The sequence below is a fragment of the Delftia sp. CH05 genome, from assembly GCF_009827015.1.
Classification (GTDB): domain Bacteria; phylum Pseudomonadota; class Gammaproteobacteria; order Burkholderiales; family Burkholderiaceae_C; genus Comamonas; species Comamonas tsuruhatensis.
Window position 1 is genome coordinate 82708 of record NZ_WUMG01000003.1, and the last position, 20725, is coordinate 103432.

The following is a 20725-nucleotide window of genomic DNA, read 5'->3' on the forward strand; positions in this document are numbered from 1 at the left end:
GCCCTCATGCGGTGGTCCGTGGCTCGCCCAGCGACAGCATGAGCCGGTTGGCCCAGTTGAAGAAGGCCGTGCCGTGCAGCACATCGGAGATGGCGGCATCGTCCAGGCCGGCGGCGCGCAGCGCATCGATGTGGGCGGGCTCCAGCGCAGGCGGCGTCTGGGTCAGCGCCACGGCCGCCGTGACGATGGCGTTCCAGCGCGGCCCCAGGTCCGTGCCCGGACCCTCGTCGAGCAGGCGCTGCACGTCGCCGCCCCGGCGCGAGAAGTGCGTGGCAAAGCGCGCATGGACCGAGGCGCAGTAGATGCAGCCATTGGCGCGCGAGGTGGCAGCGGCCGCCAGCTCCCGCTCGGCACGCGGCAGGCCGGCGTCGGGGTTGTAGAAGATGTCCTTGTCGGTGCGCGTGCGTGCGCCCAGCGTGTCGGGGTCGCGCGCCAGCAGGCGGAAGTAGGGCGACTGCGCGCGTGAGGCATCGACCAGGCCTGCATGGTGGCGTTCGGTCAGCTCGCTTTCGTCCAGCGGCTCAATCCATGGCAGCCAGTCGAGCTGTTCCTGGGTGAAGACCTGGGGAGCGGCGGAGTTCGTTGAGGTCATGGCTGGGCTTGCAGGGTGGTGGGTTGATGGGCGGCCGGGGGCGCGGGGCGTGCAGCCAGCACGCGCAGCCCCGCCACCACGCGGATCTGGAAGGACAGGAAGGACGCCAGCTGGGACAGGATGACGATGTCCGTCTCGCTCCAGCCCGCCTGTTGCAGCGCCTGCAGGGCCCCGGCGCTGGCGTCGCGCGGGTGGTAGGTCAGCAGGTGCGCATGCGCCAGCGCCGCGGCCAGGCGCGCGCCCAGCAGCGCGGCATGGGCCGGGTCCACGGCATAGGCGGGGCCGCTCTGGTCTTCGCGGCTCAGCGGGCCTGCCGGGTAGCGGCCGTACGGCCCGTGCGGGCCGCTGCCGGGCTGAAGGCTTTGTGCACGGCCCCGCACGACTTCGGATGCCACGGCGGCAGCCAGTTCCGCATCTTCGGCCGCCAGTGCCTTCGCATAGAAGGCGGCGCTGCGCGGCTCGCCATGCAGCCCGGCCGTGAAGGCGGCCAGGGCCAGCCGCTCGCGCAGCGAGACCGTGCCGGGCACGGGCTCGGCGGGCGTGAACAGGGCGGCAAAACTCTGCTGGGCCTGCGTGCGCGCCTCGGTGCGGTGGCGGCGCACGCGGTCCAGGGCGCTGCCGGGGGTGATGCCGGCGAGGTGGTCGATGACGTCGTCCGGAAAACGGGGCTGTACGGTGGTGTTCATGGTCATGCGGCTTGCAGCAGTCCGGCCCGGGCTGCGGGGAGGGAAGAGGGGGCCTGCAGATCTGCACGGCGCCAGCCCAGGGCTGGTGCCACGTGGGCGGCCGTCAGCTCGATGGAGCGCAGGATGGCGTCGTGCGGCGGGTCGATGGAATGCACCTGGAAGACGATGTCGCTCACGCGCGCCAGCGCCGTGTCGGCGCGCAGCGAGGCGATGACCTCGTCGGGCGTGCCCACATGCACGTCGTAGGCGGCGATGAGATCGGCCAGCGGCGCCTGCGGATCGACGCGGGCCGCCCACTGCGAGGGCTGGGCGGCATGGCGCCGGGCCACGCGGCGCAGGCCGGCCTCGGCCCAGCGCAGCGCATCGTCTCGGCGGTCGGCCACGAACAGCGTGCGCGAGCCCAGGATGCGCGGCGCCCGCCCCGCGGGCAGGCGGGCGAGGTAGGCGTCGATGATGGGGTTCTGGATCTCGGACAGCGTGGCCAGCGGCGCGCCTTCGGGCCGTGGCTGGGTGCGCGACAGCATCAGGCCGTCGCCGTTGGCCCCGGCCCGCGCGCCGCCCTCGGCCGAGAACGTGGCCTGCCAGACGCGCTCCAGCAGCTGCGGCGCGGCCGGGTACAGGTGGACGCCACCGGCCAGCGTGCGCCCGGCCCAGGCGTCCTGCAGCACGCCGAAGTTGCGCGCGAAGACGGCGCCGCGCTCGGCGCCCTGCACGCCAAAGGCCTCGAAGGATTCGGCCGTGCCGCCCGTGCCCAGGCCCACCTCCAGGCGGCCGCCGGTCAGCAGGTCCAGCACGGCCGCGTCCTCGGCCACGCGCAGCGCGTTTTCCAGCGGCAGCGTGATCACGCCCGTTCCGATGCGGATGCGCCGCGTGCGCGCCGCCACATGGGCCAGGAAGACGAAGGGCGAGGGCAGGCCGCCCTCGCTTTCATGGAAATGGTGCTGGGCTACCCAGGCCGAGTCGAAGCCCTGGGCCTCGGCATGGGCGATCTGCTCGGCCACTAGGCGGTAGCGCTCGCCGGCCGGCGCATCGTCGAGCAGGCGGCTGAAGAAGCCCAGGCGCGGGCCGGTGCGGGAGCCGTGGCCACGGTTGGTATCAGGCGGGGTGAGGGACAAAATCAATGCTCCTTTTGCCGGGAATGGCGTCCATGAGTTCACGCGTGTAGTCGCTGGTGGGGCGCTGGAACACCTCCTCCACGCTGCCCGCGTCCACCACCCGGCCCGCGCGCAGCACCGATACCGTGTCGGCAATCTGGCGCACCACGGCAAGGTCGTGCGAGATGAAGAGATAGGTCAGCCCCAGGTCCTGCTGCAGCTGGGCGAGCAGGGCGAGGATCTGCGCCTGCACCGTCACGTCCAGGGCCGATACGGCCTCGTCCAGCACCAGCACCTGCGGCTGCAGCACCAGGGCGCGCGCAATCGCCACGCGCTGGCGCTGGCCGCCCGACAGCGCATGCGGGCGTCGCGGCAGCACGGCGGCCGGCAGGCCCACGCGCTCCAGCATGTCGTGCACGCGCCGGCGGCGCTCATCGGCCGGCAGCGGGTCGAAGTTCAGCAGGGGCTCCTCGATGATGTCGAACACGCTCTGGCGCGGGTCCAGCGAACTGAACGGATTCTGGTAGACCAGCTGCACGCGGCGGCGCAGCTGGCGCAGGGCCTCGCCGCGCAGGCCCGTGACCTCGGTGCCTTCGATGCGGATGCGGCCCGCCGTGGGCCGGCCCAGGCCCACGATGGCGCGGATGGTGGTGGTCTTGCCCGAGCCCGACTCGCCCACGATGGCATGCGTGCTGCCCCGGCGCACGCGCAGCGACACGCCGTCCACGGCGCGGAAGATGCCGCGCCCGTGGGCCTAGGCATGGCCTGGCGCCGCGAACTCGTGCACCAGGTCCTCGACCTCGATGGCCCAGTCATCGGCGGTGGCGGGCCTGGGCGTGCGGCGCGGCGCGGGCGCCAGCGAAGGCGCATCGGCCAGCAGCCGCCGCGTATAGGCGCTTTGCGGATTGCGCAGCAGCTCCAGCGTGGGGCCCTGCTCCTGGATGCGGCCGCTCTGCATGACGACCAGGCGGTGCGAACGGTCGGCCGCCACGCCCAGGTCATGCGTGACCAGCAGCACGGCCGTGCCGGTCTCGCGGCGCAGCGCGTCGATCAGGTCCAGGATGCGCCGCTGCACGGTCACGTCCAGCGCGCTGGTGGGCTCGTCGGCAATGATGAGGGCGGGCCGCAGCGCGATGGCGATGGCGATCAGCACGCGCTGGCGCATGCCGCCCGACAGCTCGTGCGGATACTGGCGTGCGCGCAGCGCGGGCTGGGACAGCCCCACGCGGGCCAGCAGCTCCAGCACGCGCGCCTGCACGGCCGTGCGGTCGCGCAGTCCGTGGATGCGCAGGATCTCGCCCACCTGGTCGCCCACCGTGCGCACGGGGTTCAGCGACATGGTGGGGTCCTGCGGCACCAGGCTGACCACGCGGCCGCGGATGGCGTTCCAGCGTGCGGCCGGCCACTCCGACGCCTCGGTGCCCTGCAGGCGGATGCTGCCGTGCTCGCGGTGGCCGTTGTCGGCCAAAAGGCCGATCACGGCCTGGGCCGTGGTGGTCTTGCCCGAGCCCGATTCGCCGACCAGGGCCACCACCTCGCCCGGCGCCACGGAAAACGACACGCCGTGCACCACGCGCTGTGCCTGGCCTGCGGCATCGCGGTAGGCCACGGCCAGGTCCTGCACTTCGAGCACGGGGGCGGTGGTTGCCACCGCTGGTGCGGCGTGGATGCGTTCCTCGATGGCGGCGCTCATGCAGGCCTCCGTGCGAAGGCCGTGGCGATGCGGTTGGCCGCCAGCACCACGGCCACCACGATCAGGCCCGGCGCCGTGGTCAGCCACCAGGCGGTGGCGATGTAGTTGCGGCCTTCGGCGATCAGCAGCCTCCATTCGGGCGTGGGCGGCGGCGCGCCGTAGCCCAGAAAACCCAGCGTGGAAATCGCAAGGATCGCCGAGCCGAACTGCAGCGCCGCCATGGCGATGACCGAGGTCAGCGAGTTGGGCAGCACATGGCGCCACAGCACGGCGGCAAAGCGCCCGCCGCTGCCAAAGGCGGCCTCCACGTAGTCGGAGCGGCGCACGCGCACCACCTCCGAGCGCACCAGGCGCGCGAAGCTGGCCACCGAGACCACGCCCACGGCAATGGCCGCGTTGATGGTGCCAAAGCCCAGCACGATGATGATGGTCAGCGACAGCAGCAGCGAAGGCACGGCCAGCAGCACATCGACCAGGCGCATCAGCGCATCTTCCGTGCGCCCGCCCGTGGCCCCGGCCAGCAGGCCGATCAGCGTGCCCACGGCCAGTCCCACGCCCACGGCCACGAAGGCGCCCGACAGCGAATGCACGGCGCCATGCACCACGCGCGCCCACAGGTCGCGCCCCAGCGCGTCCGTGCCCAGCCAGTGCGCGGCGCTGGGCGCCAGCAGCTGCTGGCCGGCCTGGCCCGCGATCGGGTTCTGGTGGGCAAACCAGCCGGGCGCCAGCGCCCACAGCGCGGCCACGGCAATCACCAGCCAGGCCAGGGCCAGCGTGGGCGGCAGGCGCTTCAGGGATTGCAGGCGGGCCGGCAAGGCGAAGCTGCGGCGCGGGGCGGCTGGCGCAGGGGCCAGGGACGACGCTGGCAGCGCCGTGGGAATGGGAATGGGAGTAGGAGTGGCGGGCGCGGCCTGGGCATCCAGGGCCGGGGAAAGAGCGCTTGAGACGGCAGTGTTCATGGCCGGTTCTCCACGGAATGGCGCAGGCGCGGATCGAGCAGCGGGTACAGCAGATCCACGGCGAGGTTGATGAGTACGAAGGCGGCGGCCGAGACGACCACCACGGCCTGGAGCACGGCCGTGTCCTGGTTGCCCACGGCCTGCTGGGTCAGCGTGCCCAGGCCATTGAGGCCGAACACGGCCTCCGTCACCACGGCGCCGGCCAGCAGCTCGCCGAACAGCACGCCGGCAATGGTCAGCGTGGGCAGCAGGGCATTGCGTGCCACATGGCGCAGCAGCACCCAGCGGCGCGAGGCGCCCTTGGCCCGTGCCACGGCCACGAAGGGCTGGGCCAGCACGGCGTCGATATTGCGCAGCAGCACCTGGGCCAGCGGCGCCGAGATCGGTACGGCCAGGGTCAGCGTGGGCAGCACCAGTCCTTCCCAGGGGCCGGGATTGATCACGGCGATCCAGCCCAGGCGGAACGACACCACCTGGATCAGCATGATCCCCAGCCAGAACACGGGCACCGAGACAAAGACCGAAGGCAGCGAATACAGCGCGTTGCGCAGCCAGACAAAGGGCGCCAGGCTGGCAGCCGCCGCCAGCGCCACGGCCAGCAGCGCGGCTGCGGCAAAGCCCAGAGCCGCGAGCTTGAGCGTGGGCGGCAGGCTGGTGGCCAGGCCCTGGCTCACCGGCACGCCGGCCTGCAGCGAATAGCCGAAATGGCCCGTGAGGAACTGGCCCAGCGTGTGCAGGTACTGCTGCCACACGGGCTGGTCCGAGCCGTAGGCGGCGCGGATGTCGGCAATCTCCTGCGGGCCCAGGCCCAGCTCGGGGTTCAGGAACTTGATCAGCACGGCATCGCCCGGCAGCAGCTGTAGCAGGATGAACGAGACCGTGAAGGCCGCCCACAGCACCAGGGCGGCCTGGGCGATGCGGCTGAGCAGATAGCGGCGCGGCATGGAAGTGGTTCCTCAGGGAGCGATCCGGTCAGCGCCTGGCCAGCCAGGTGCTGTAGAAGCTGGGCCGGCCCACGGCCTCGAAGCCCACGTCGCGCACCCAGCCTGCGCCCGCAAAGGCCTGGGGTTCCTCGAAGATGGGGATCACATAGGCCTGGTCGATCAGGTAGTTCTGCACCTCGCCGGCCAGCGCCAGGCGCCTGGCGGCATCGGTCTCGGCCGCGATGGCGTCGAACAGGCCGTTGAGCCTGGCGTCCTCGAAGGACTTGACCTTCTGGCTCACGCCGCCCTTTTGCAGCAGCACGTTGCGGTTGGTCGGGTAGTAGTTGCTCTTGATCACGTCGGGATCGGCGCGGCCCACCATGCCGGGCAGCACGCCGGTCTTGTCGGGGTCCAGCGTGTCCACCGCGCGGCTGCCCGCGTCGCCCGACAGCACGTTGAGCTTGATGCCCAGGCGGGCCCACTGCTGGGCCACCAGCTGCAGCGTCTCCTTGTTCTGCGGCTGGGGCAGGGACTCGTAGGTGGAGAGCACGAAATCGCGGCCGTCCTTCTGGCGCAGGCCGTTGGCGCCCAGCGTCCAGCCGGCCTCGTCCAGCAGCTGTTTCGCCTTGGCCTCGTCATAGGCCAGCTTGGCCGACAGGTCCACGAAGCCGGCCGCCGTGGAGGCAATCACCGAGCGCGCCTGCGGATAGCGCGGCGAGAACAGCGTCTCCACGATCTCCTTGGCGTTGGTGCCATGCAGCAGGGCCTGGCGCACCCTGAGGTCGGCCACCAGGGCGTTGTCGGGGCGGATGGCCACGCTGTTGTTCACGCCGCGCGTGGGCGGGGCGTAGATGCTGAACTTCTGGTCCTCGACGCGCTTTTCGTCATAGGCCTGGATCTGGCGGATCAGCCCGGCCTGGCCGGCCAGCAGCGCGCCGATGCGCACGCTGTCCTCGGGCGTGACGATGAACTTCACCTCGTCCAGCCGCGCGCGGCCCTGGTGGGCCAGCTTGGCGGGACCCCAGGCGTAGTCCTTGCGCACCTTGAGCACCAGCTCCTTGCCCAGCGTCTCGCTGGCCACCACGAAGGGGCCGGAGCCGATGATGCGCGTGGCGTCGCCCAGCTCCTCGAAGGGGCGGTCCAGCGTGGCCGGCGAGACCAGGCCCGAACCGATCACCGAAGTGCCCTGCAGGAAGCCCGGCGAAGGCTTCCTGAAGAAGAACTTCACCGTCAGCGGATCGACCACTTCGCTGCGCTCGTAGTTGTTGATCACCTCGGACACGGGCTGCTTGAGCGCCTTGTTGCCCAGGCCATAGGTGTCGAAGTTGCGCGCCACGGCCGCTGCGTCCAGCGGCGTGCCGTCGGAGAAGGTCACGCCGGGGCGCAGCTTGAAGCGGTACTCGGTGGCGTCGGCATTCACGGTCCAGGACTCGGCGATCCAGGGCTGGATCTCCAGCGTCTTCGGGTCCTGGTAGGTCAGCTTGTCGGTGATCTGGTTGAGCACGCCGCCGTTGGGATAGAAGCCCCCGGCCGGCGGATAGAGGTTGGTATGGGCCTGCTGCTCCAGGTAGACCAGGGTGCCGCCTTCCACGGGGCCAGCAGCCGCGCCTGCCTGGGCCGTATCGGCGTGCCTGGAGCACGCCGCCAGCAGCAGGCTGCTGCCCGCCAATACCGCTATCGCGGCCTTCCATGCCGCCTGACCCGCCTTCGATTGGGAAAACACGTTCGTACCTCGCCGCCGCTGGGGCGCTGAAAAACAAGACTGCCGGCCACAGGACCGGCTCCATGTTTTTCATGCTATCGATGGCAAATATTTGCGCTCATATATCGAGTTGCATCGTTATTTGGAAAACGACTAAGGGATGGGGGCACCGCATATCTGCCCAGTGCATAAGCGCAGACGGATTCGTTTGTTTGCCGCGCATGCGGCGGTCCCAACAATGGGCTGGTACTTCTTCACCGAAAGCCAGTCCATGAGCCATCTCAACGAATACCTCGCCGAAAAACGCGCCGCCGTGCTCGCCCGCAGCGCCGCCGTCGCGGCCGGCACGGCCCAGCCCGCCCACCTCAAGGCCCATGTGCGCGCCGAGGGCCGCAGCGGCGTGCGCCGCCTGCGCATCCGCGAGCACCAGGTCATCAGCGACAGCCCACCCGACTTCGCGGGCTACAACCTCGGCCCCAGCTCGCCCGAGCTGCAGCTGGGCGTGCTGGGCACCTGCGTCACCCACATCTTTCTGATCCAGGCGGCCGAGCGCCAGGTGCCCGTGGAGAGCCTGGAGGTCGAGGTCACGGGCATCATCGACCCGCGCGGCGGCAGGCCCGGCCACGAGGCCACGCCCATCTGGCCGCATGAGATCGGCTACACCGTGCACATCGACTCGCCGGCCAGCCGCGCCGAGATCGATGCGCTGTTCGAGGCCGTGGAGCGCACCTGCCCCATCCTCAACCTGCTGCGCAATCCGCAGAACATCCGCGCCGAAGTGCGCCATACCGACTCCAGCGCCGCCGCGCGCCTGGCGGCCTGAACACCGTGCGGAAAGCACCCCTGCCATGACCCTGCCACTCGACCACATCGTCATCGCGGTCCAGGACCTGGAACGCACCATTGCCGACTACACCGCGCTGGGCTTCAACGTGCTGCGCGGCGGCGAGCATCCGGGCCGCTCCACGCACAACGCCCTGGTGGTGTTTGCCGACGGCGCCTACTTCGAGCTCATCGCCTGGCGGGCGCCCGCGCCCGAGGAACGCTGGTGGCAGCAGCTGCAGCGCCATGGCGAGGGCATTGTCGATTTCGCGCTGCTGCCCACCGAGACCGGCGCCGTGGTTTCCGCCGCCCAGGCGCGCGGGCTGGACTACGAGGCGCCCTACGAAGGCGGCCGCCTGCGCCCCGACGGCGCGCAGCTGCGCTGGCGCAACGCACGCGCCCGCAGCCAGGACCTGCCCTTTCTCTGCGGCGACCTCACGCCGCGCGCCCTGCGCGTGCCTGAGGGCGATGCGCGCGTGCATGCCAACGGCGCCACCGGCGTGGCCCGGCTGCACGTGGCCGTGCATGACCTGCGGGCCAGCCTGGCGCGCTGGCGCGCGCTGCTGGGCGAGGGCGCCGACATCGGCGAGGCCCGTCTGTCGGCCGATGGCGGCGCCTACCGCGCCTCGCTGAAGCTGGGGGGCACGGGGCCGGGCGCCACCGAGCTGGTGCTGTCTGCCCCAGCCCAGGGCGTGGCCACGGGCGCCCTGGGCCACCGGCTGGCCACGCGCGGCGAAGGCCCTTATGCGATCGGGCTGGACGTGCGGCGGACTGCGCCTGCACGGGCACTGGACGAGGCCGCCACGCATGGCGTGCGCATCGTGCTCGCCCAGGATTCCCTGCCCCGGGAAACCGCTGCCGCCTAGGCGCAATGCGCGGGCGATAGAATGGCGCCCCGCTGACACCCATGCCCACTCCGGTGGGCGTTTTCGTTGCAGCCGCTGCAGCCTTCGCAGGCTGCCGTGGCGCGGCGCCGCTTGCCATGACGACTGCTTCCTCTCCTGCCACGCTGGGCATAGATTTCGGTACCTCCAACTCCGCCATGGCCTGGCGCGCGCCCGGCCAGCCCGCACGCCTGCTGCCGCTGGAAGGCGATGCCTGCGGCATGCCCACGGCGCTGTTCTTCCATACGGATGAGCACAGCACGCATTTCGGGCGCGACGCCATGGCCCAGTACCTGGATGGCGAGCCGGGCCGGCTCATGCGCTCGCTCAAGAGCCTGCTGGGCAGCGCGCTGCTGCAGGAAAAGACGGCCGTGCACGACCAGCTGGTCAGCTACCAGGATGTGATCGGACTGTTCCTTCGCCGCGTGGCCGACCGGGCGCGTGCCTCGCTGGACGGGCGCCTGCCCGAGCGCGTGGTGCTGGGCCGGCCCGTGCACTTCGTGGATGACCATCCCGAGCGCGACCGCCAGGCCCAGCAGGCCCTGGCCGACGCCGCGCGCGCCGCCGGCCTGGGCGAAGTGGATTTCCAGATGGAGCCCATCGCCGCCGCGCTGGACTACGAGCAGCGCCTCACGCAGGAATCCGTGGTGCTGGTGGTGGACATCGGCGGCGGTACCTCCGACTTCACCGTCGTGCGCCTGGGGCCCGAGCAGGCCGGCCGCCGCGACCGCCGCGACGACATCCTGGCCACCAGCGGCGTGCATATCGGCGGCACGGACTTCGACCACCGGCTCAACCTGGCCCAGATCATGCCGCTGCTGGGCTACCGCCACACCGGCCCCAGCGGCCGCGAAGTGCCCAGCCGCGTGTTCTTCGACCTCTCGACCTGGCACCTGATCCAGTGGCTGTACTCGCCCAAGGCCCTGGCCGAGGCGCGCAACCTGCGCACCGACTACAGCGACCAGCGCCTGCACAAGCGCCTGATGGACGTGCTGGAACTGCGCGAAGGCCACCGCCTGGCCGCCGTCGTGGAGCAGGCCAAGATCGAGGCTTCCACGCGCCATGCCGAGTCGCCCATCGAACTGGGCTGGCTGGAATCGGGCCTGTCCGCCGCCATCTCGCCCGAGGTGCTGCACGAGCAGCTGCAAGGCCCGCTGCAGCAGGTCGTGGCCTGTGCCCAGGACTGCCTGCGCCTGGCCGGCGTGGCGCCCCAGGCGCTGGACGCCATCTACCTCACGGGCGGCTCGTCGGCCCTGCGCACGCTGCGCGATGCGCTGCGCGAGGCCTTCCCCGGCGTGCCGCAGGTCGAGGGCGACCTGTTCGGTGGCGTGGCCACCGGCCTGGCGTATGCATAAGTCCCCCTGAGCGGCTGCGCCGCTTCCCGTTGCACGGCGCCCCCTCTCGCTACGCGGGGGGCGTACGGGCAACCGGCGACACCCTCGCGGCGGGGCGGCGCGGCCGGCGTAGGCCCTTGCTCGGTGTCCCTGAGGGTGAAGGCCACTGTGGTGCTGCCGCCTTGGGCTTAATCCTCTATCGGGTCCTCCTCGGCGGCCTGCTTGATCGCCAGCGCGGCGTCATAGAGGCGGTTGCGCGGTGCGCCCGTGATCTCGGCGGCCAGGCGCACGGCCGTCTTGGTGGGCAGCTCGGCCAGCAGCAGGCGCAGCACGCGCAGGGCGTCGGCGTCGGCCTCATCGCCACCCAGGGCCACCGGGTGCAGCACCACGGCGAACTCGCCCTTGCTGCGCTGGGGCACGGCCTGCAGCCAGGCCGGCAGCGCGCTGGCGGGCATGGTGGCAATGTCCTCGAACTGCTTGGTGATCTCGCGCGCCAGCGTCACCGGGCGCTCGCCCAGCGTGGCCAGGGCGGCGGCCAGGTCGGCAATGCGGTGCGGCGCCTCCAGCAGCACGGTGCAGCGCGGCTGCAGCGCCAGTTGCTGCACGGCGGCCAGGCGCTCGGCCGACTTGGTGGGCAGAAAGCCCGCGAAGACGAAACCTCCCTCGCCCTGCGAAGGCGTGACCGCGCCGGCCACGCTGATGGCGGCCGTGATGCTGCTGGCGCCGGGCAGCGGAATGCAGCGCAGGCCCGCGGCCTGCACGGCTGCGCACAGGCGTGCGCCGGGGTCGCTGACGCCGGGCGTGCCCGCATCGCTGACATAGGCGATGCGCTGGCCCTGCTGCAGCCGCGCCACGATCTGCTGGGCCGCCTCGGCCTCGTTGTGCTGGTGCACGGCCAGCAGCTGGCTGCCGGGCCGGTCCAGTCCATAGGAGCGCAGCAGGCCCTGGGTGTGGCGCGTGTCCTCGCAGGCCACGCAGTCCACCAGCTGCAGCACATGCAGGGCGCGCAGGCTGATGTCGGCCAGGTTGCCGATGGGAGTGGCCACCACGTAGAGGGCGCCCTGCGGATAATGCTGGGATGCCGCAGCATCCTTGGCTGCGCCCAGCGCGGTGGCGAAAGAGGTAGTCAATGGGTTTCCTTGCGAAAAAGCCGGCAGGCGCGGGGCCGTCTGCCCTCACGACCCGGCACCGGGGCCAGCAGGCCGAGGATGCGGCGCTGGCCCATCTGCAGGCGGCCGGCCTGCGTCTGGTCGAGCGCAATTATCGGACGCCGGGGCGCGGCGGCGGCGAGATCGACCTCATCGTGCAGGCGCGCGACGGCACCGTGGTCTTCGTCGAGGTGCGCAGCCGCGGCACGCGCGCCTTCGGCGGTGCCGGCGCCAGCATAGGCGCCACCAAGCAGCGGCGCATCGTGTTTGCCGCGCGCCACTACCTGATGCGATGGACCGCGCCGCCGCCGTGCCGCTTCGACGTGGTGCTGGTCGAGCCTGGCGCCGGGCCTGCCGTGCAGTGGCTGCAGGCCGCCTTTGATGCCGAAGGCGCCTGATCCGTTACCGCTGCAGCACAAATAACGCCTGGCTACGAAAGACTTCAGGGGCGGCAGTTATCATCGGGCCTCCATGCTTGAGCAACGTATCCAACAGCATTTCATCGACAGCGCCGACCTGAAATACCAGGCCGCCCAGGCGCTGAGCCAGCCCATTGCGTCAGCGGTACAGGCCATGCTGGCCTGCGTGACCAGCGGCGGCAAGGTCCTGGCCTGCGGCGCTGGCGCCTCGGCCAGCGACGCCCAGCTCTTCGCCGCCCTGTGCGTGGCCGGTTTCGAGCGCGACCGGCCCGAGCTGGCCGCCGTGGCCCTGGTGTCCGACGGTGGCCTGCTGGGCACCGTGGGCGCCACGGGCTCGGGTGGCAACGCCACCCAGTACCTGGCGCGCCAGATACGCGCCCTGGGCCAGCCCGGCGACCTGCTGCTGGTGCTGTCCGCCACGGGCAACGACGTGGCCGTGCTGGAGGCCCTGGATGCCGCCCATGAGCGCGACATGATGGCCGTGGTGCTGACCGGCCGCACGGGCGGCTCCCTGGCCGGCCGCGTGCGCGAGACCGATGTTCTGATCTGCGTGCCGCACGACCGTGCGGCGCGCGTGCGCGAAACCCATACGCTGGTGCTGCACTGCCTGTGCGACGGCGTGGATGCCCAGTTACTTGGTGAACAGGAGATGCCTCTATGAAGTTCCGTTGGTCCCGCGCCGCCTGCGGTGTGCTCGCCGTTGCGTCCCTGGGCGCCGCCCTGTCGGGCTGCGTCGCCCTGGTGGGCGGCAGCGCCGTGATGGCCGGCATGTCGGTGGCGGACCGCCGCACCACCGGCACCCAGGTGGAAGACCAGGGCATCGAGCTGCGCGCCAACAACCGCATCTCCGAAGTGCTGGGCGACAAGGCCCATGTCAACGTCACCAGCTACAACCGCCAGGTGCTGCTGACCGGCGAGGCCGGCAACGAGGCCGACCGCCAGACCATCGAGAAGCTCGTGCGCGAGCAGCCCACGGTGCGCAATGTCTTCAACGAAGTGGTGGTGGCGCCCTTCACTTCCACGCTGAGCCAGCGCTCCAAGGACACCCTGATCACCACCCAGGTCAAGGCCAGCCTGCTGGACGCCAAGGACATCCAGGCCTCGGCCTTCAAGGTCGTGACCGAGAACAAGGTCGTCTTCCTGATGGGCATCGTCACCCCGCGCGAAGCCAAGCGCGGCGCCGAGATCGCCCGCGGCATCAACGACGTGACCAAGGTCGTGCGCGTGGTGGAAGTCATCTCCGAGGACGAACTGGCCCGCATGCAGCCGCAGTCCGCCCCCGTGGTCACCGACGACTCCGGCAAGGCCGCCGCAGCCAGCGCTCCCACCAGCCTCTCGGAAAGCAGCCTGTCCACCCCCGCAGGCGCCACCGCCACCCCGGTGAAGTGATCACCGCCGCCTGAAAGCAAAAGCCGGAACATGTTCCGGCTTTTTGTTTTGGACATAGGAAGATCTCGTTCCTCAGGGCATAGCACTTGAATCTGGCAGGGCCTAAAGCCAGGGACACCAAGCAAGGGCCGCCCCGCAGCGATGGTGTCGTCCCCCTCCCTTGCGAAGCAAGTAGAGAGGGGGAAGCGGCGTAAGCCGCTCAGGGGGTGAGCCTCTTGATGAGGCTGGAGGTATCCCAGCGCCTGCCCCCCATCTGCTGCACATCGGCATAGAACTGGTCCACCAGGGCCGTGACGGGCAGGCGGGCGCCGTTGCGCTGGGCCTCGGCCAGCACCAGGCCCAGGTCCTTGCGCATCCAGTCCACGGCAAAGCCGAAGTCGAACTTGCCCTCGGCCATGGTGCGGCCGCGATTGTCCATCTGCCAGCTCTGGGCTGCGCCCTTGCCGATGACGTCGAGCACGGCAGGAATGTCCAGGCCCGCGTGCTGGCCGAAGGCGATGGCCTCGGACAGGCCCTGGACCAGGCCGGCGATGCAGATCTGGTTGACCATCTTGGTGAGCTGGCCGGCGCCGCTGTCGCCCATCAGCGTGCAGGCGCGCGAGAAGGCCATGGCCACGGGCTGCATGGTGGCGAAGGCGGCCTCGTCACCGCCGCACATCACGGTGAGCTGGCCGTTCTGGGCGCCCGCCTGGCCGCCCGAGACGGGCGCGTCGATGAACTGCAGGCCCAGCTCCAGCCCGGCCGCATGCAGCTCGCGCGCCACTTCGGCCGATGCCGTCGTGTGGTCGGCAAAGATGGCGCCGCGGCGCATGCCCGCGAAGGCGCCGTCCGGCCCCAGCACGACCGAGCGCAGGTCATCGTCATTGCCCACGCAGCTGAACACGATGTCGGCGCCGGCCACGGCCTCGCGCGGCGTGGCCGCATGGCCGCCGTTGAACTCCTCGCACCAGGCGCGGGCCTTGGCCTGCGTGCGGTTGTAGACCGTGACGCGGTGGCCTGCCGTGGCCAGGTGGCCGGCCATGGGATAGCCCATGACGCCCAGCCCCAGGAAGGCTACGGAGAGGGGAGCGATGGCCGCATAGCTGCGGGCGGCGATGGAGGAGTCGGACATGGGGGATTCCTGAGAGGTGGTGGGAGCGGGTGGCGCAGGGGCGCGCGGTGTGCGGCCCTGGAAGGAGCCGGTGTCCCGGCTCGGCGCGCTGAAGGCGCGTTCAGACGATGGCGAAATGCTCGGTGCCCGCCGCCAGGTCCAGCGACTTGGCGCGCTGGCTGCCCAGCTTGATCTGCAGCCGCAGGTCGTTGACCGAGTCCGCATTGCGCAGGGCATCCTCGTAGGTGATGAGGTTGGACTCGAACAGGTCGAACAGCGCCTGGTCGAAGGTCTGCATGCCCAGGTTGCGGCTTTTCTTCATGATCTCCTTGATCTCGGTGACTTCGCCCTTGAAGATCAGGTCGGAGATCAGCGGCGAGTTGAGCATCACCTCGATGGCGGCCACGCGCCCCTTGCTGTCCTGCTTGGGCAGCAGGCGCTGGGAGACCATGGCGCGCAGGTTCAGCGACAGGTCCATCAGCAGTTGCGGGCGGCGCTCTTCGGGGAAGAAGTTGACGATGCGGTCCAGCGCCTGGTTGGCGCTGTTGGCGTGCAGCGTGGCCAGGCACAGGTGGCCGGTTTCCGAGAAGGCGATGGCGTGCTCCATGGTCTCGCGGTCCCGGATTTCGCCCATGAGGATCACGTCCGGTGCCTGGCGCAGGGAGTTCTTGAGCGCTGCTTCCCAGCTGTCCGTGTCCAGGCCCACCTCGCGCTGCGTGACCACGCAGTTCTTGTGCGGGTGCACGAATTCGATGGGGTCCTCGATGGTCACGATGTGGCCGTAGGAATTCTCGTTGCGCCAGTCCACCATGGCGGCCAGCGTGGTGGACTTGCCCGAGCCCGTGGCGCCGACCAGGATGCACAGGCCGCGCTTGGTCATGGTCACTTCCTTGAGCACCTGGGGTACGCCCAGGCTGTCGATGGTGGGCAGGGCCAGCGGAATCGTCCGCATCACCATGCCCACGCGGCCCTGCTGGATGAAGGCGTTGACGCGAAAGCGCCCTATGCCCGGCGGCGAGATGGCGAAGTTGCACTCCTTGGTGCGCTCGAAATCGGCGATCTGCTTGTCGCTCATGACGGAGCGCGCCAGCGTCAGCGTGTGCACCGGCGACAGCGGCTGCGGCGACACCTTGGTGATGCGCCCGTCGATCTTGATCGCCGGCGGGAATTCCGCCGTGATGAACAAGTCGCTGCCGTTGCGGCTGACCATGAGCTTGAGCAGGTCGTTGATGAACTTGGTGGCCTGATCTCTTTCCATTGCCGTATTCCCCCGGGCATTGCGCGCCGTCGTGGCGCGCAGGTTGTTTTGTTATGTGCAGGTGGTCCGGTCCGGCCCGGATGGGCCAGGCGTCCTCATATTCGACTCATTCGCCGACTCATTCGCCATCTAAGTGTGCTGCTCCTCGCCCAGGCGCACGCTGATGGCACGCAGCCGGAACGAGAGCTTGCGCGCCAGCAGCGCCATCAGCTTGGCGGCCAGCGCGGCATCCTTGACCATCATTTCGTCCAGCGCCTCGGCGCTGAGCACGCCGATCTCGCAGTCGGTCAGCGTGGTGCAGCTGGAAAAGCGCGGCCCGCCGTCGAGCAGCGACATCTCGCCGAGGATGTCGCCGGGCCGTGTCTGCGCCAGGCGCATGCGCTCGCCCCAGGGCTGCTGGCGCTCCACGGCGATCTGGCCGGACAGCACCACCGCCATGAAGCTGCCGTTCTCCTCCTGGCGGATCACGTCGCGCTGCGGCGCCACGGCCGCGTAGATGAAGTATTCGCTCAGCCGGTGCAGGCTGGCGGCGTCAAGCTGGCCCAGGTAACGGTCGCGCGACCACAGCTGCTCCAGCTGGGTGACGCTGCCGCGCGGCAGCCGCGTGGCGCCCACCTCGATGGCGCGCGCCTCCCAGGGAACGGGAGGCGTGTGCGGGTCCATGAAGCCATGCGCCGCCAGCGTGGTCGTGAAGAAGGCCGACTCGGAGGCCGGGGCCGAAGGGTCCTGGCCGCTTCGCAGCTTGCGGAAAATGCTTTTCATGGCGCGTGGCGAGAGGCTGGGCCGGTGGCGGTCAGCCCGGGAAGTTGTCCGGTATCTTGGCCTTGGCGCGCGCTTCGGCCGGGCTGATCAGGTTGCGCCGCACCAGATCGGTCAGGTTCTGGTCCAGCGTCTGCATGCCCACATTCTGACTCGTCTGGATGGTGGAGTACATCTGGGCCACCTTGGCCTCGCGGATCAGGTTGCGGATGGCGCTGGTGCCCAGCATGATCTCGTGGGCCGCGATGCGGCCCTGGCCGTCCTTGGTCTTGCACAGCGTCTGCGAGATCACGGCCTGCAGCGATTCGGAAAGCATGGCGCGCACCATCTCCTTTTCCTCGGCCGGGAAGACGTCGATGATGCGGTCGATGGTCTTGGCGGCGCTGGAGGTGTGCAGGGTGCCGAAGACCAGGTGGCCCGTCTCGGCCGCGGTCATGGCCAGGCGAATGGTTTCGAGGTCACGCATTTCGCCCACCAGGATGGCGTCCGGGTCCTCGCGCAGCGCCGAGCGCAGGGCGGCCGAGAACGACTGCGTCATCGGCCCGACCTCGCGCTGGTTGATCAGGCACTTCTTGGAGTCGTGCACGAATTCGATGGGGTCCTCCACCGTCAGGATGTGGCCGTACTCGGTCTCGTTGAGGTGGTTGACCATGCCGGCCAGCGTGGTGGACTTGCCCGAGCCCGTGGGGCCGGTCACCAGCACCAGGCCGCGCGGCTTCAGGGCCAGGTCGGCGAAGATGCGCGGCGCGTTGAGCTGCTCCAGCGTCAGGATCTTGCTGGGAATGGTACGGAAGACGGCGGCCGCGCCCCGGTACTGGTTGAAGGCGTTGACACGAAAGCGCGCCAGGCCCTCGATCTCGAACGAGAAGTCCACCTCCAGGAACTCCTCGTAGGCCTTGCGCTGGGAGTCGCTCATGATGTCGTAGACCATGGCGTGGACCGTCTTGTGGTCCAGCGGATCGACATTGATGCGGCGCACATCGCCGTGCACGCGGATCATCGGCGGAAGCCCCGCGGACAGGTGCAGGTCGGAGGCCTTGTTCTTGACGCTGAAAGCCAGCAATTGGGTGATGTCCACGGAGTTCGCTCCCTCGTTTGGTACGCTGGCGGCAATTATGACGACGATTGAAAACAAGCTTCAACAGATTCACGAACGGATTGCCTCGGCCTGCGCGCAGGCGGGCCGGGCGGCCGGCTCGGTGCAGTTGCTGTCCGTCTCCAAGACCTTCGGCCCCGACGCCGTGCGCCAGGCCGTGCTGGCCGGCGAGCGCAGCTTTGGCGAGAACTACATCCAGGAAGGCGTGGACAAGATCGCCGCCGTGCGCGCCATGGGCCTGCCGGGCGGCGAGGCCCTGCAATGGCATTGCATAGGCCCCATCCAGAGCAACAAGACGCGCCTGGTGGCCGAGCATTTCGATTGGGCCCAGACCGTGGACCGCCTGAAGATCGCCGAACGCCTGTCGGCCCAGCGCCCCGAAGGCCTGGCGCCGCTGCAGGTCTGCATCCAGCTGAACGTGGATGGCGGTGAGACCAAGGCCGGCGTGGCGCCTCAGCAGGCGCTGGAGCTGGCCGCCGCCATCGTGCAGCTGCCGCGCCTGGTGCTGCGCGGCGTGATGAGCATTCCCGACGATGTGCCGGGCTTCGAGGCCCAGCGCGAGGTGCATGCCCGCGCCACGGCCGTGTTCACGCAGATCCGCGGCAGCGGCCTGCCGGGGCTGGAGCGCTTCGACACGGTGTCCATGGGGATGACGGGCGACCTGGAAGCGGCCGTGGCCGCCGGATCGACCATGGTGCGCGTGGGCAGCGGCATCTTCGGCCAGAGAAACTACGCCCCGCGCTGAGCGGGGCGTAGCTGGCGGGATACTCAGCCTCAGCCTCAGCCTCAGCGGCTGCCGGGCCGCTTCATCTGGCAGTCCGTGGGCAGCTCCACCTGCTCGGGCGTGTAGACGGCGTCGGTGCGAAAGCCGTAGTTCGTGCCTTCCCAGCCGGTCTTGACCAGCTTGCCATCCACGGGCGCGATGGTGTTGACCACCTGGGGCAGCAGCAGCTGGTGGTCCTTGCCGCGCATGCGCACGGGGCCGACCACGGTGTCCATCTGCAGGTCCTCCAGGGCCAGCGCGATCTTCACAGGTTCGGTGGACTGTGCCTTGGCCATGGCGGCGGCCAGCATGCGCGGCACCAGGTCCATGCGCGGGGCCAGGAAGTCCTTGCCCATGCGGGCCTTGTATTCCTGGGCGCGGGCGTCGGCCAGCGGGCGGCCGGCCTGGCCTGGGTGCCATTCGGCCACCCAGGTCAGCTGGCCGATGCGGGTCTGGGCGAAGGATGTCACCGTGCCCGGCATGCCGCCGGCGCTGTGGTTGAAGTAGCGCAGGTCATAGCCCGAGTCGGCCGCTGACTTGAGCAGCAGGGTCAGGTCCTGCCCCCAGTTGCCCGTGATCACCGAGTCCGCACCCGTTTCCTTGATCTTGGCCACGTAGGGCGCGAAGTCCTTGACGCGGCCTATGGGGTGCAGCATCTCGCCCGTGAACTGGATATCGGGCCGGGCCGCGCTCACCATCTGGCGCCCGTAGGCCGCCCACTGCTTGCCGTGGGCGTAGTCCTGGTTGAGCAGGTAGACCTTGCGGATGCCCGGCTGGGTCTTGATGTAGCTGGCAATCGCCTGCATGCGCATGGCGGTGTTGGCATCGAACATGAAATGCCAGAAGCTGCAGGCCTTGCCCGTCAGCTCGGGGTCGATGGAGGAGTGGTTGAGCACCAGCACCTCCTTGCCCGGATTGCGCTGGTTGTGGCGCGAGGCCGCCTGCACCAGGGCTGCCACCACCGACGAGCCCGATCCCCCGGTCACCACCACGCGCGCGCCCTGGTCTAGGGCCGCCTGCAGCGCGGCCTGGCTTTCCTGGGCCGAGAGCTTGCTGTCGAACTGCAGCAGCTGCAGCTTCGCCCCGTTGAACAGACCGCCCTTGGCGTTCACGTCCTCGACCGCGTACTGCACGTGGTCCCGCATCAGCTCGCCCGTGCTGACGAAGGGGCCGGACAGCGGGTCGATGAAGGCGATCTTGAAGCTGTCGGTTCCCTGGGCGTGGGTGGCCGTGCTGCACAGCAGGGCGGCGGCGAGTGCCATGGATGGCTGGGAATATCGTCGGATGCAATGGCGGCGGATCGGCATGTCTTGTCTCCTCGAAGGAATGGTCGTCAGTCCTTGCCGGGCGGCTCGGCCCGGGGCCGGCTGCGCCGTGCAGGCGTCTTTTTCGCGGGGGATGCGGCAATGGCTTCGGGCGCGGTGGCTGGCGCCGTGCGCAGGCCCAGCACGCGGCTGGCCAGCTCGGTCAGCTCGGCCACCATCTCGGCCGTGCCCAGGCGGCCGCCGGGGCGGTACCAGTTGTAGAGAAAGCCCGGCAGGCTGCAGGCGGCCTGGGCGGTGATGCGTGTCTCGCGAAAGTCCAGGTGGCCGCTGGCGCGGCCTTCTTCGAGCAGCGCGCAGAACTGGCGGTAGAACTGGCGCGCCAGCGTGCGCGAGGCCTTCATGTACGCCGGGCTGAACGCCTGGGGCTCGCGGTAGGGAAAAAAGGCCGCAGGGTAGTGGGCAATGGTGGCCGCGATCAGGCGCTGCAGGCCGTCCACGGCCTTCTCGTGCGCGGCGCGCGCATCGTCGGCCGCGAAGTCCAGCACCGTGAAGCAGGCCTCGGTGGGCGCCCAGCACAGGGTCTCGAAGATCTCCTGCTTGTTGCGGAAGTAGTAGTAGACGAAGGGTTTGGTCACGCCCAGGGCCTGGACGATCTGCTCCATCGTGGTGTTGGCGTAGCCGTTGCGGTCGAACAGGGCCTCGGCCGCCTTGAGGATGCGTTCGCGCTTTTCATCGGAGCCGGCCGTGGGAAGGCGCTGGCGGCCGCGCGGGGTGACAGGGGGCTTGGGCATGCGGGAAATCTCGTGTCGCGTCGGTGGCTGCGATGGTTATACCGATGGGTAGCAATGT

The 20725-nt window shown here is 69.9% G+C and carries 20 protein-coding genes and 1 pseudogene; 7 read left to right on the forward strand and 14 right to left on the reverse strand.

The window, feature by feature from the left end; genetic code table 11:
• Nucleotides 1–4: 4 nt before the first annotated feature.
• From GRX31_RS03955 to GRX31_RS03985, 7 genes and pseudogenes are all read right to left on the reverse strand, one after another.
• On the reverse strand, nt 5–592 hold the full coding sequence (locus tag GRX31_RS03955) for an alkylhydroperoxidase domain protein (protein WP_016449182.1): 588 nt from the start codon (nt 590–592) through the stop codon (nt 5–7).
• A complete protein-coding gene (locus GRX31_RS03960) occupies nt 589–1284 on the reverse strand; it encodes a CMD domain protein (protein WP_160851571.1) in 696 nt (231 codons plus the stop codon). Before GRX31_RS03960 ends, GRX31_RS03955 begins: the two co-directional genes overlap by 4 nt.
• Nucleotides 1281–2393, reverse strand: a complete 1113-nt coding sequence (locus GRX31_RS03965; protein ID WP_160851573.1) for a putative FMN-dependent luciferase-like monooxygenase — start codon at nt 2391–2393, stop codon at nt 1281–1283. The genes GRX31_RS03960 and GRX31_RS03965 overlap by 4 nt, the downstream gene beginning before the upstream one ends.
• A pseudogene (locus tag GRX31_RS03970) lies at nt 2374–4065 on the reverse strand (dipeptide ABC transporter ATP-binding protein). The gene GRX31_RS03965 and the pseudogene GRX31_RS03970 overlap by 20 nt, the downstream one beginning before the upstream one ends.
• The gene (locus GRX31_RS03975) at nt 4062–5024 is read right to left on the reverse strand and encodes an ABC transporter permease (protein ID WP_160851575.1); all 963 of its coding nucleotides are present in this window, start codon (nt 5022–5024) and stop codon (nt 4062–4064) included. Before GRX31_RS03975 ends, GRX31_RS03970 begins: the two are co-directional and overlap by 4 nt.
• On the reverse strand, nt 5021–5968 hold the full coding sequence (locus GRX31_RS03980; RefSeq protein ID WP_047473056.1) for an ABC transporter permease: 948 nt from the start codon (nt 5966–5968) through the stop codon (nt 5021–5023). Before GRX31_RS03980 ends, GRX31_RS03975 begins: the two co-directional genes overlap by 4 nt.
• 28 nt (nt 5969–5996) lie before the next feature.
• A complete protein-coding gene (locus GRX31_RS03985; protein WP_160851577.1) occupies nt 5997–7670 on the reverse strand; it encodes a TIGR04028 family ABC transporter substrate-binding protein in 1674 nt (557 codons plus the stop codon).
• Nucleotides 7671–7887: 217 nt separating this feature from the next.
• Between GRX31_RS03985 and GRX31_RS03990 the strand changes: the two genes are divergently transcribed.
• From GRX31_RS03990 to GRX31_RS04000, 3 genes are all read left to right on the forward strand, one after another.
• Nucleotides 7888–8472 carry an OsmC family protein gene (locus GRX31_RS03990; RefSeq protein WP_016450733.1) on the forward strand — a complete coding sequence of 195 codons (585 nt, stop codon included), beginning with the start codon at nt 7888–7890 and terminating at the stop codon, nt 8470–8472.
• A gap of 25 nt (nt 8473–8497) precedes the next feature.
• Complete coding sequence (locus GRX31_RS03995; protein WP_160851578.1) at nt 8498–9337, forward strand: VOC family protein; 840 nt, start codon at nt 8498–8500, stop codon at nt 9335–9337.
• 116 nt (nt 9338–9453) lie between these two features.
• Entirely contained in the window at nt 9454–10710 is a 1257-nt protein-coding gene (locus GRX31_RS04000; RefSeq protein WP_016450731.1) for an Hsp70 family protein, read from the forward strand.
• 167 nt (nt 10711–10877) lie between these two features.
• On the opposite strand, the gene rsmI is transcribed toward GRX31_RS04000, so the two are convergent.
• Nucleotides 10878–11819, reverse strand: a complete 942-nt coding sequence (gene rsmI / locus GRX31_RS04005) for a 16S rRNA (cytidine(1402)-2'-O)-methyltransferase (protein ID WP_012202992.1) — start codon at nt 11817–11819, stop codon at nt 10878–10880.
• Between rsmI and GRX31_RS04010 the strand changes: the two genes are divergently transcribed.
• The 3 genes from GRX31_RS04010 (at nt 11819) to GRX31_RS04020 (ending at nt 13645) form a co-directional block, all read left to right on the forward strand.
• Nucleotides 11819–12235 (forward strand): YraN family protein, encoded by a 417-nt coding sequence (locus GRX31_RS04010; protein ID WP_017406037.1) that lies wholly within the window; start codon nt 11819–11821, stop codon nt 12233–12235. The genes rsmI and GRX31_RS04010 overlap by 1 nt on opposite strands.
• 73 nt (nt 12236–12308) lie before the next feature.
• Nucleotides 12309–12917, forward strand: coding sequence for an SIS domain-containing protein (locus tag GRX31_RS04015; protein WP_016451992.1), 609 nt, complete (start codon nt 12309–12311; stop codon nt 12915–12917).
• Nucleotides 12914–13645, forward strand: a complete 732-nt coding sequence (locus tag GRX31_RS04020) for a BON domain-containing protein (RefSeq protein WP_016451991.1) — start codon at nt 12914–12916, stop codon at nt 13643–13645. Before GRX31_RS04015 ends, GRX31_RS04020 begins: the two co-directional genes overlap by 4 nt.
• 199 nt (nt 13646–13844) lie before the next feature.
• Here GRX31_RS04020 and GRX31_RS04025 read toward each other — a convergent pair whose 3' ends face one another.
• From GRX31_RS04025 to GRX31_RS04040, 4 genes are all read right to left on the reverse strand, one after another.
• Nucleotides 13845–14756, reverse strand: a complete 912-nt coding sequence (locus tag GRX31_RS04025; protein ID WP_016450726.1) for an NAD(P)-dependent oxidoreductase — start codon at nt 14754–14756, stop codon at nt 13845–13847.
• Between the two features lie 100 nt (nt 14757–14856).
• Nucleotides 14857–15993 (reverse strand): PilT/PilU family type 4a pilus ATPase, encoded by a 1137-nt coding sequence (locus GRX31_RS04030; RefSeq protein ID WP_016450725.1) that lies wholly within the window; start codon nt 15991–15993, stop codon nt 14857–14859.
• 129 nt (nt 15994–16122) lie between these two features.
• A complete protein-coding gene (locus GRX31_RS04035; RefSeq protein WP_016450724.1) occupies nt 16123–16755 on the reverse strand; it encodes a cyclic nucleotide-binding domain-containing protein in 633 nt (210 codons plus the stop codon).
• Between the two features lie 31 nt (nt 16756–16786).
• Nucleotides 16787–17830: a type IV pilus twitching motility protein PilT gene (locus tag GRX31_RS04040; protein WP_016450723.1), complete on the reverse strand. Its 1044-nt coding sequence runs from the start codon at nt 17828–17830 to the stop codon at nt 16787–16789.
• Between the two features lie 37 nt (nt 17831–17867).
• On the opposite strand from GRX31_RS04040, the gene GRX31_RS04045 reads away from it, so the two are divergent.
• The gene (locus tag GRX31_RS04045) at nt 17868–18593 is read left to right on the forward strand and encodes a YggS family pyridoxal phosphate-dependent enzyme (RefSeq protein ID WP_160851580.1); all 726 of its coding nucleotides are present in this window, start codon (nt 17868–17870) and stop codon (nt 18591–18593) included.
• A 41-nt stretch (nt 18594–18634) separates the two neighbouring features.
• Here the strand turns inward: GRX31_RS04045 and GRX31_RS04050 are convergent, their stop codons facing one another.
• Together GRX31_RS04050 and GRX31_RS04055 are read right to left on the reverse strand one after the other, a co-directional pair.
• Nucleotides 18635–19918 carry a branched-chain amino acid ABC transporter substrate-binding protein gene (locus tag GRX31_RS04050; RefSeq protein ID WP_160851582.1) on the reverse strand — a complete coding sequence of 428 codons (1284 nt, stop codon included), beginning with the start codon at nt 19916–19918 and terminating at the stop codon, nt 18635–18637.
• Nucleotides 19919–19944: 26 nt separating this feature from the next.
• Entirely contained in the window at nt 19945–20667 is a 723-nt protein-coding gene (locus tag GRX31_RS04055; protein WP_013804427.1) for a TetR/AcrR family transcriptional regulator, read from the reverse strand.
• Between the last annotated feature and the right edge of the window lie 58 nt (nt 20668–20725).

Bases quoted from the DNA above. Each gene is read 5' to 3' on its own strand.
- GRX31_RS03955 (WP_016449182.1), bottom strand. From the start codon at position 592: ATGACCTCAACGAACTCCGCCGCTCCCCAGGTCTTCACCCAGGAACAG.
- GRX31_RS03980 (WP_047473056.1), bottom strand. From the start codon at position 5,968: ATGCCGCGCCGCTATCTGCTCAGCCGCATCGCCCAGGCCGCCCTGGTG.
- GRX31_RS03990 (WP_016450733.1), top strand. From the start codon at position 7,888: ATGGGCTGGTACTTCTTCACCGAAAGCCAGTCCATGAGCCATCTCAAC.
- GRX31_RS04045 (WP_160851580.1), top strand. From the start codon at position 17,868: ATGACGACGATTGAAAACAAGCTTCAACAGATTCACGAACGGATTGCC.
- GRX31_RS04050 (WP_160851582.1), bottom strand. From the start codon at position 19,918: ATGCCGATCCGCCGCCATTGCATCCGACGATATTCCCAGCCATCCATG.
- GRX31_RS04025 (WP_016450726.1), bottom strand. From the start codon at position 14,756: ATGTCCGACTCCTCCATCGCCGCCCGCAGCTATGCGGCCATCGCTCCC.
- GRX31_RS04055 (WP_013804427.1), bottom strand. From the start codon at position 20,667: ATGCCCAAGCCCCCTGTCACCCCGCGCGGCCGCCAGCGCCTTCCCACG.
- GRX31_RS04020 (WP_016451991.1), top strand. From the start codon at position 12,914: ATGAAGTTCCGTTGGTCCCGCGCCGCCTGCGGTGTGCTCGCCGTTGCG.
- GRX31_RS04030 (WP_016450725.1), bottom strand. From the start codon at position 15,993: ATGGAAAGAGATCAGGCCACCAAGTTCATCAACGACCTGCTCAAGCTC.
- GRX31_RS04035 (WP_016450724.1), bottom strand. From the start codon at position 16,755: ATGAAAAGCATTTTCCGCAAGCTGCGAAGCGGCCAGGACCCTTCGGCC.
- GRX31_RS03975 (WP_160851575.1), bottom strand. From the start codon at position 5,024: ATGAACACTGCCGTCTCAAGCGCTCTTTCCCCGGCCCTGGATGCCCAG.
- GRX31_RS04000 (WP_016450731.1), top strand. From the start codon at position 9,454: ATGACGACTGCTTCCTCTCCTGCCACGCTGGGCATAGATTTCGGTACC.
- GRX31_RS04015 (WP_016451992.1), top strand. From the start codon at position 12,309: ATGCTTGAGCAACGTATCCAACAGCATTTCATCGACAGCGCCGACCTG.
- GRX31_RS04010 (WP_017406037.1), top strand. From the start codon at position 11,819: ATGGGTTTCCTTGCGAAAAAGCCGGCAGGCGCGGGGCCGTCTGCCCTC.
- GRX31_RS03960 (WP_160851571.1), bottom strand. From the start codon at position 1,284: ATGACCATGAACACCACCGTACAGCCCCGTTTTCCGGACGACGTCATC.
- GRX31_RS03995 (WP_160851578.1), top strand. From the start codon at position 8,498: ATGACCCTGCCACTCGACCACATCGTCATCGCGGTCCAGGACCTGGAA.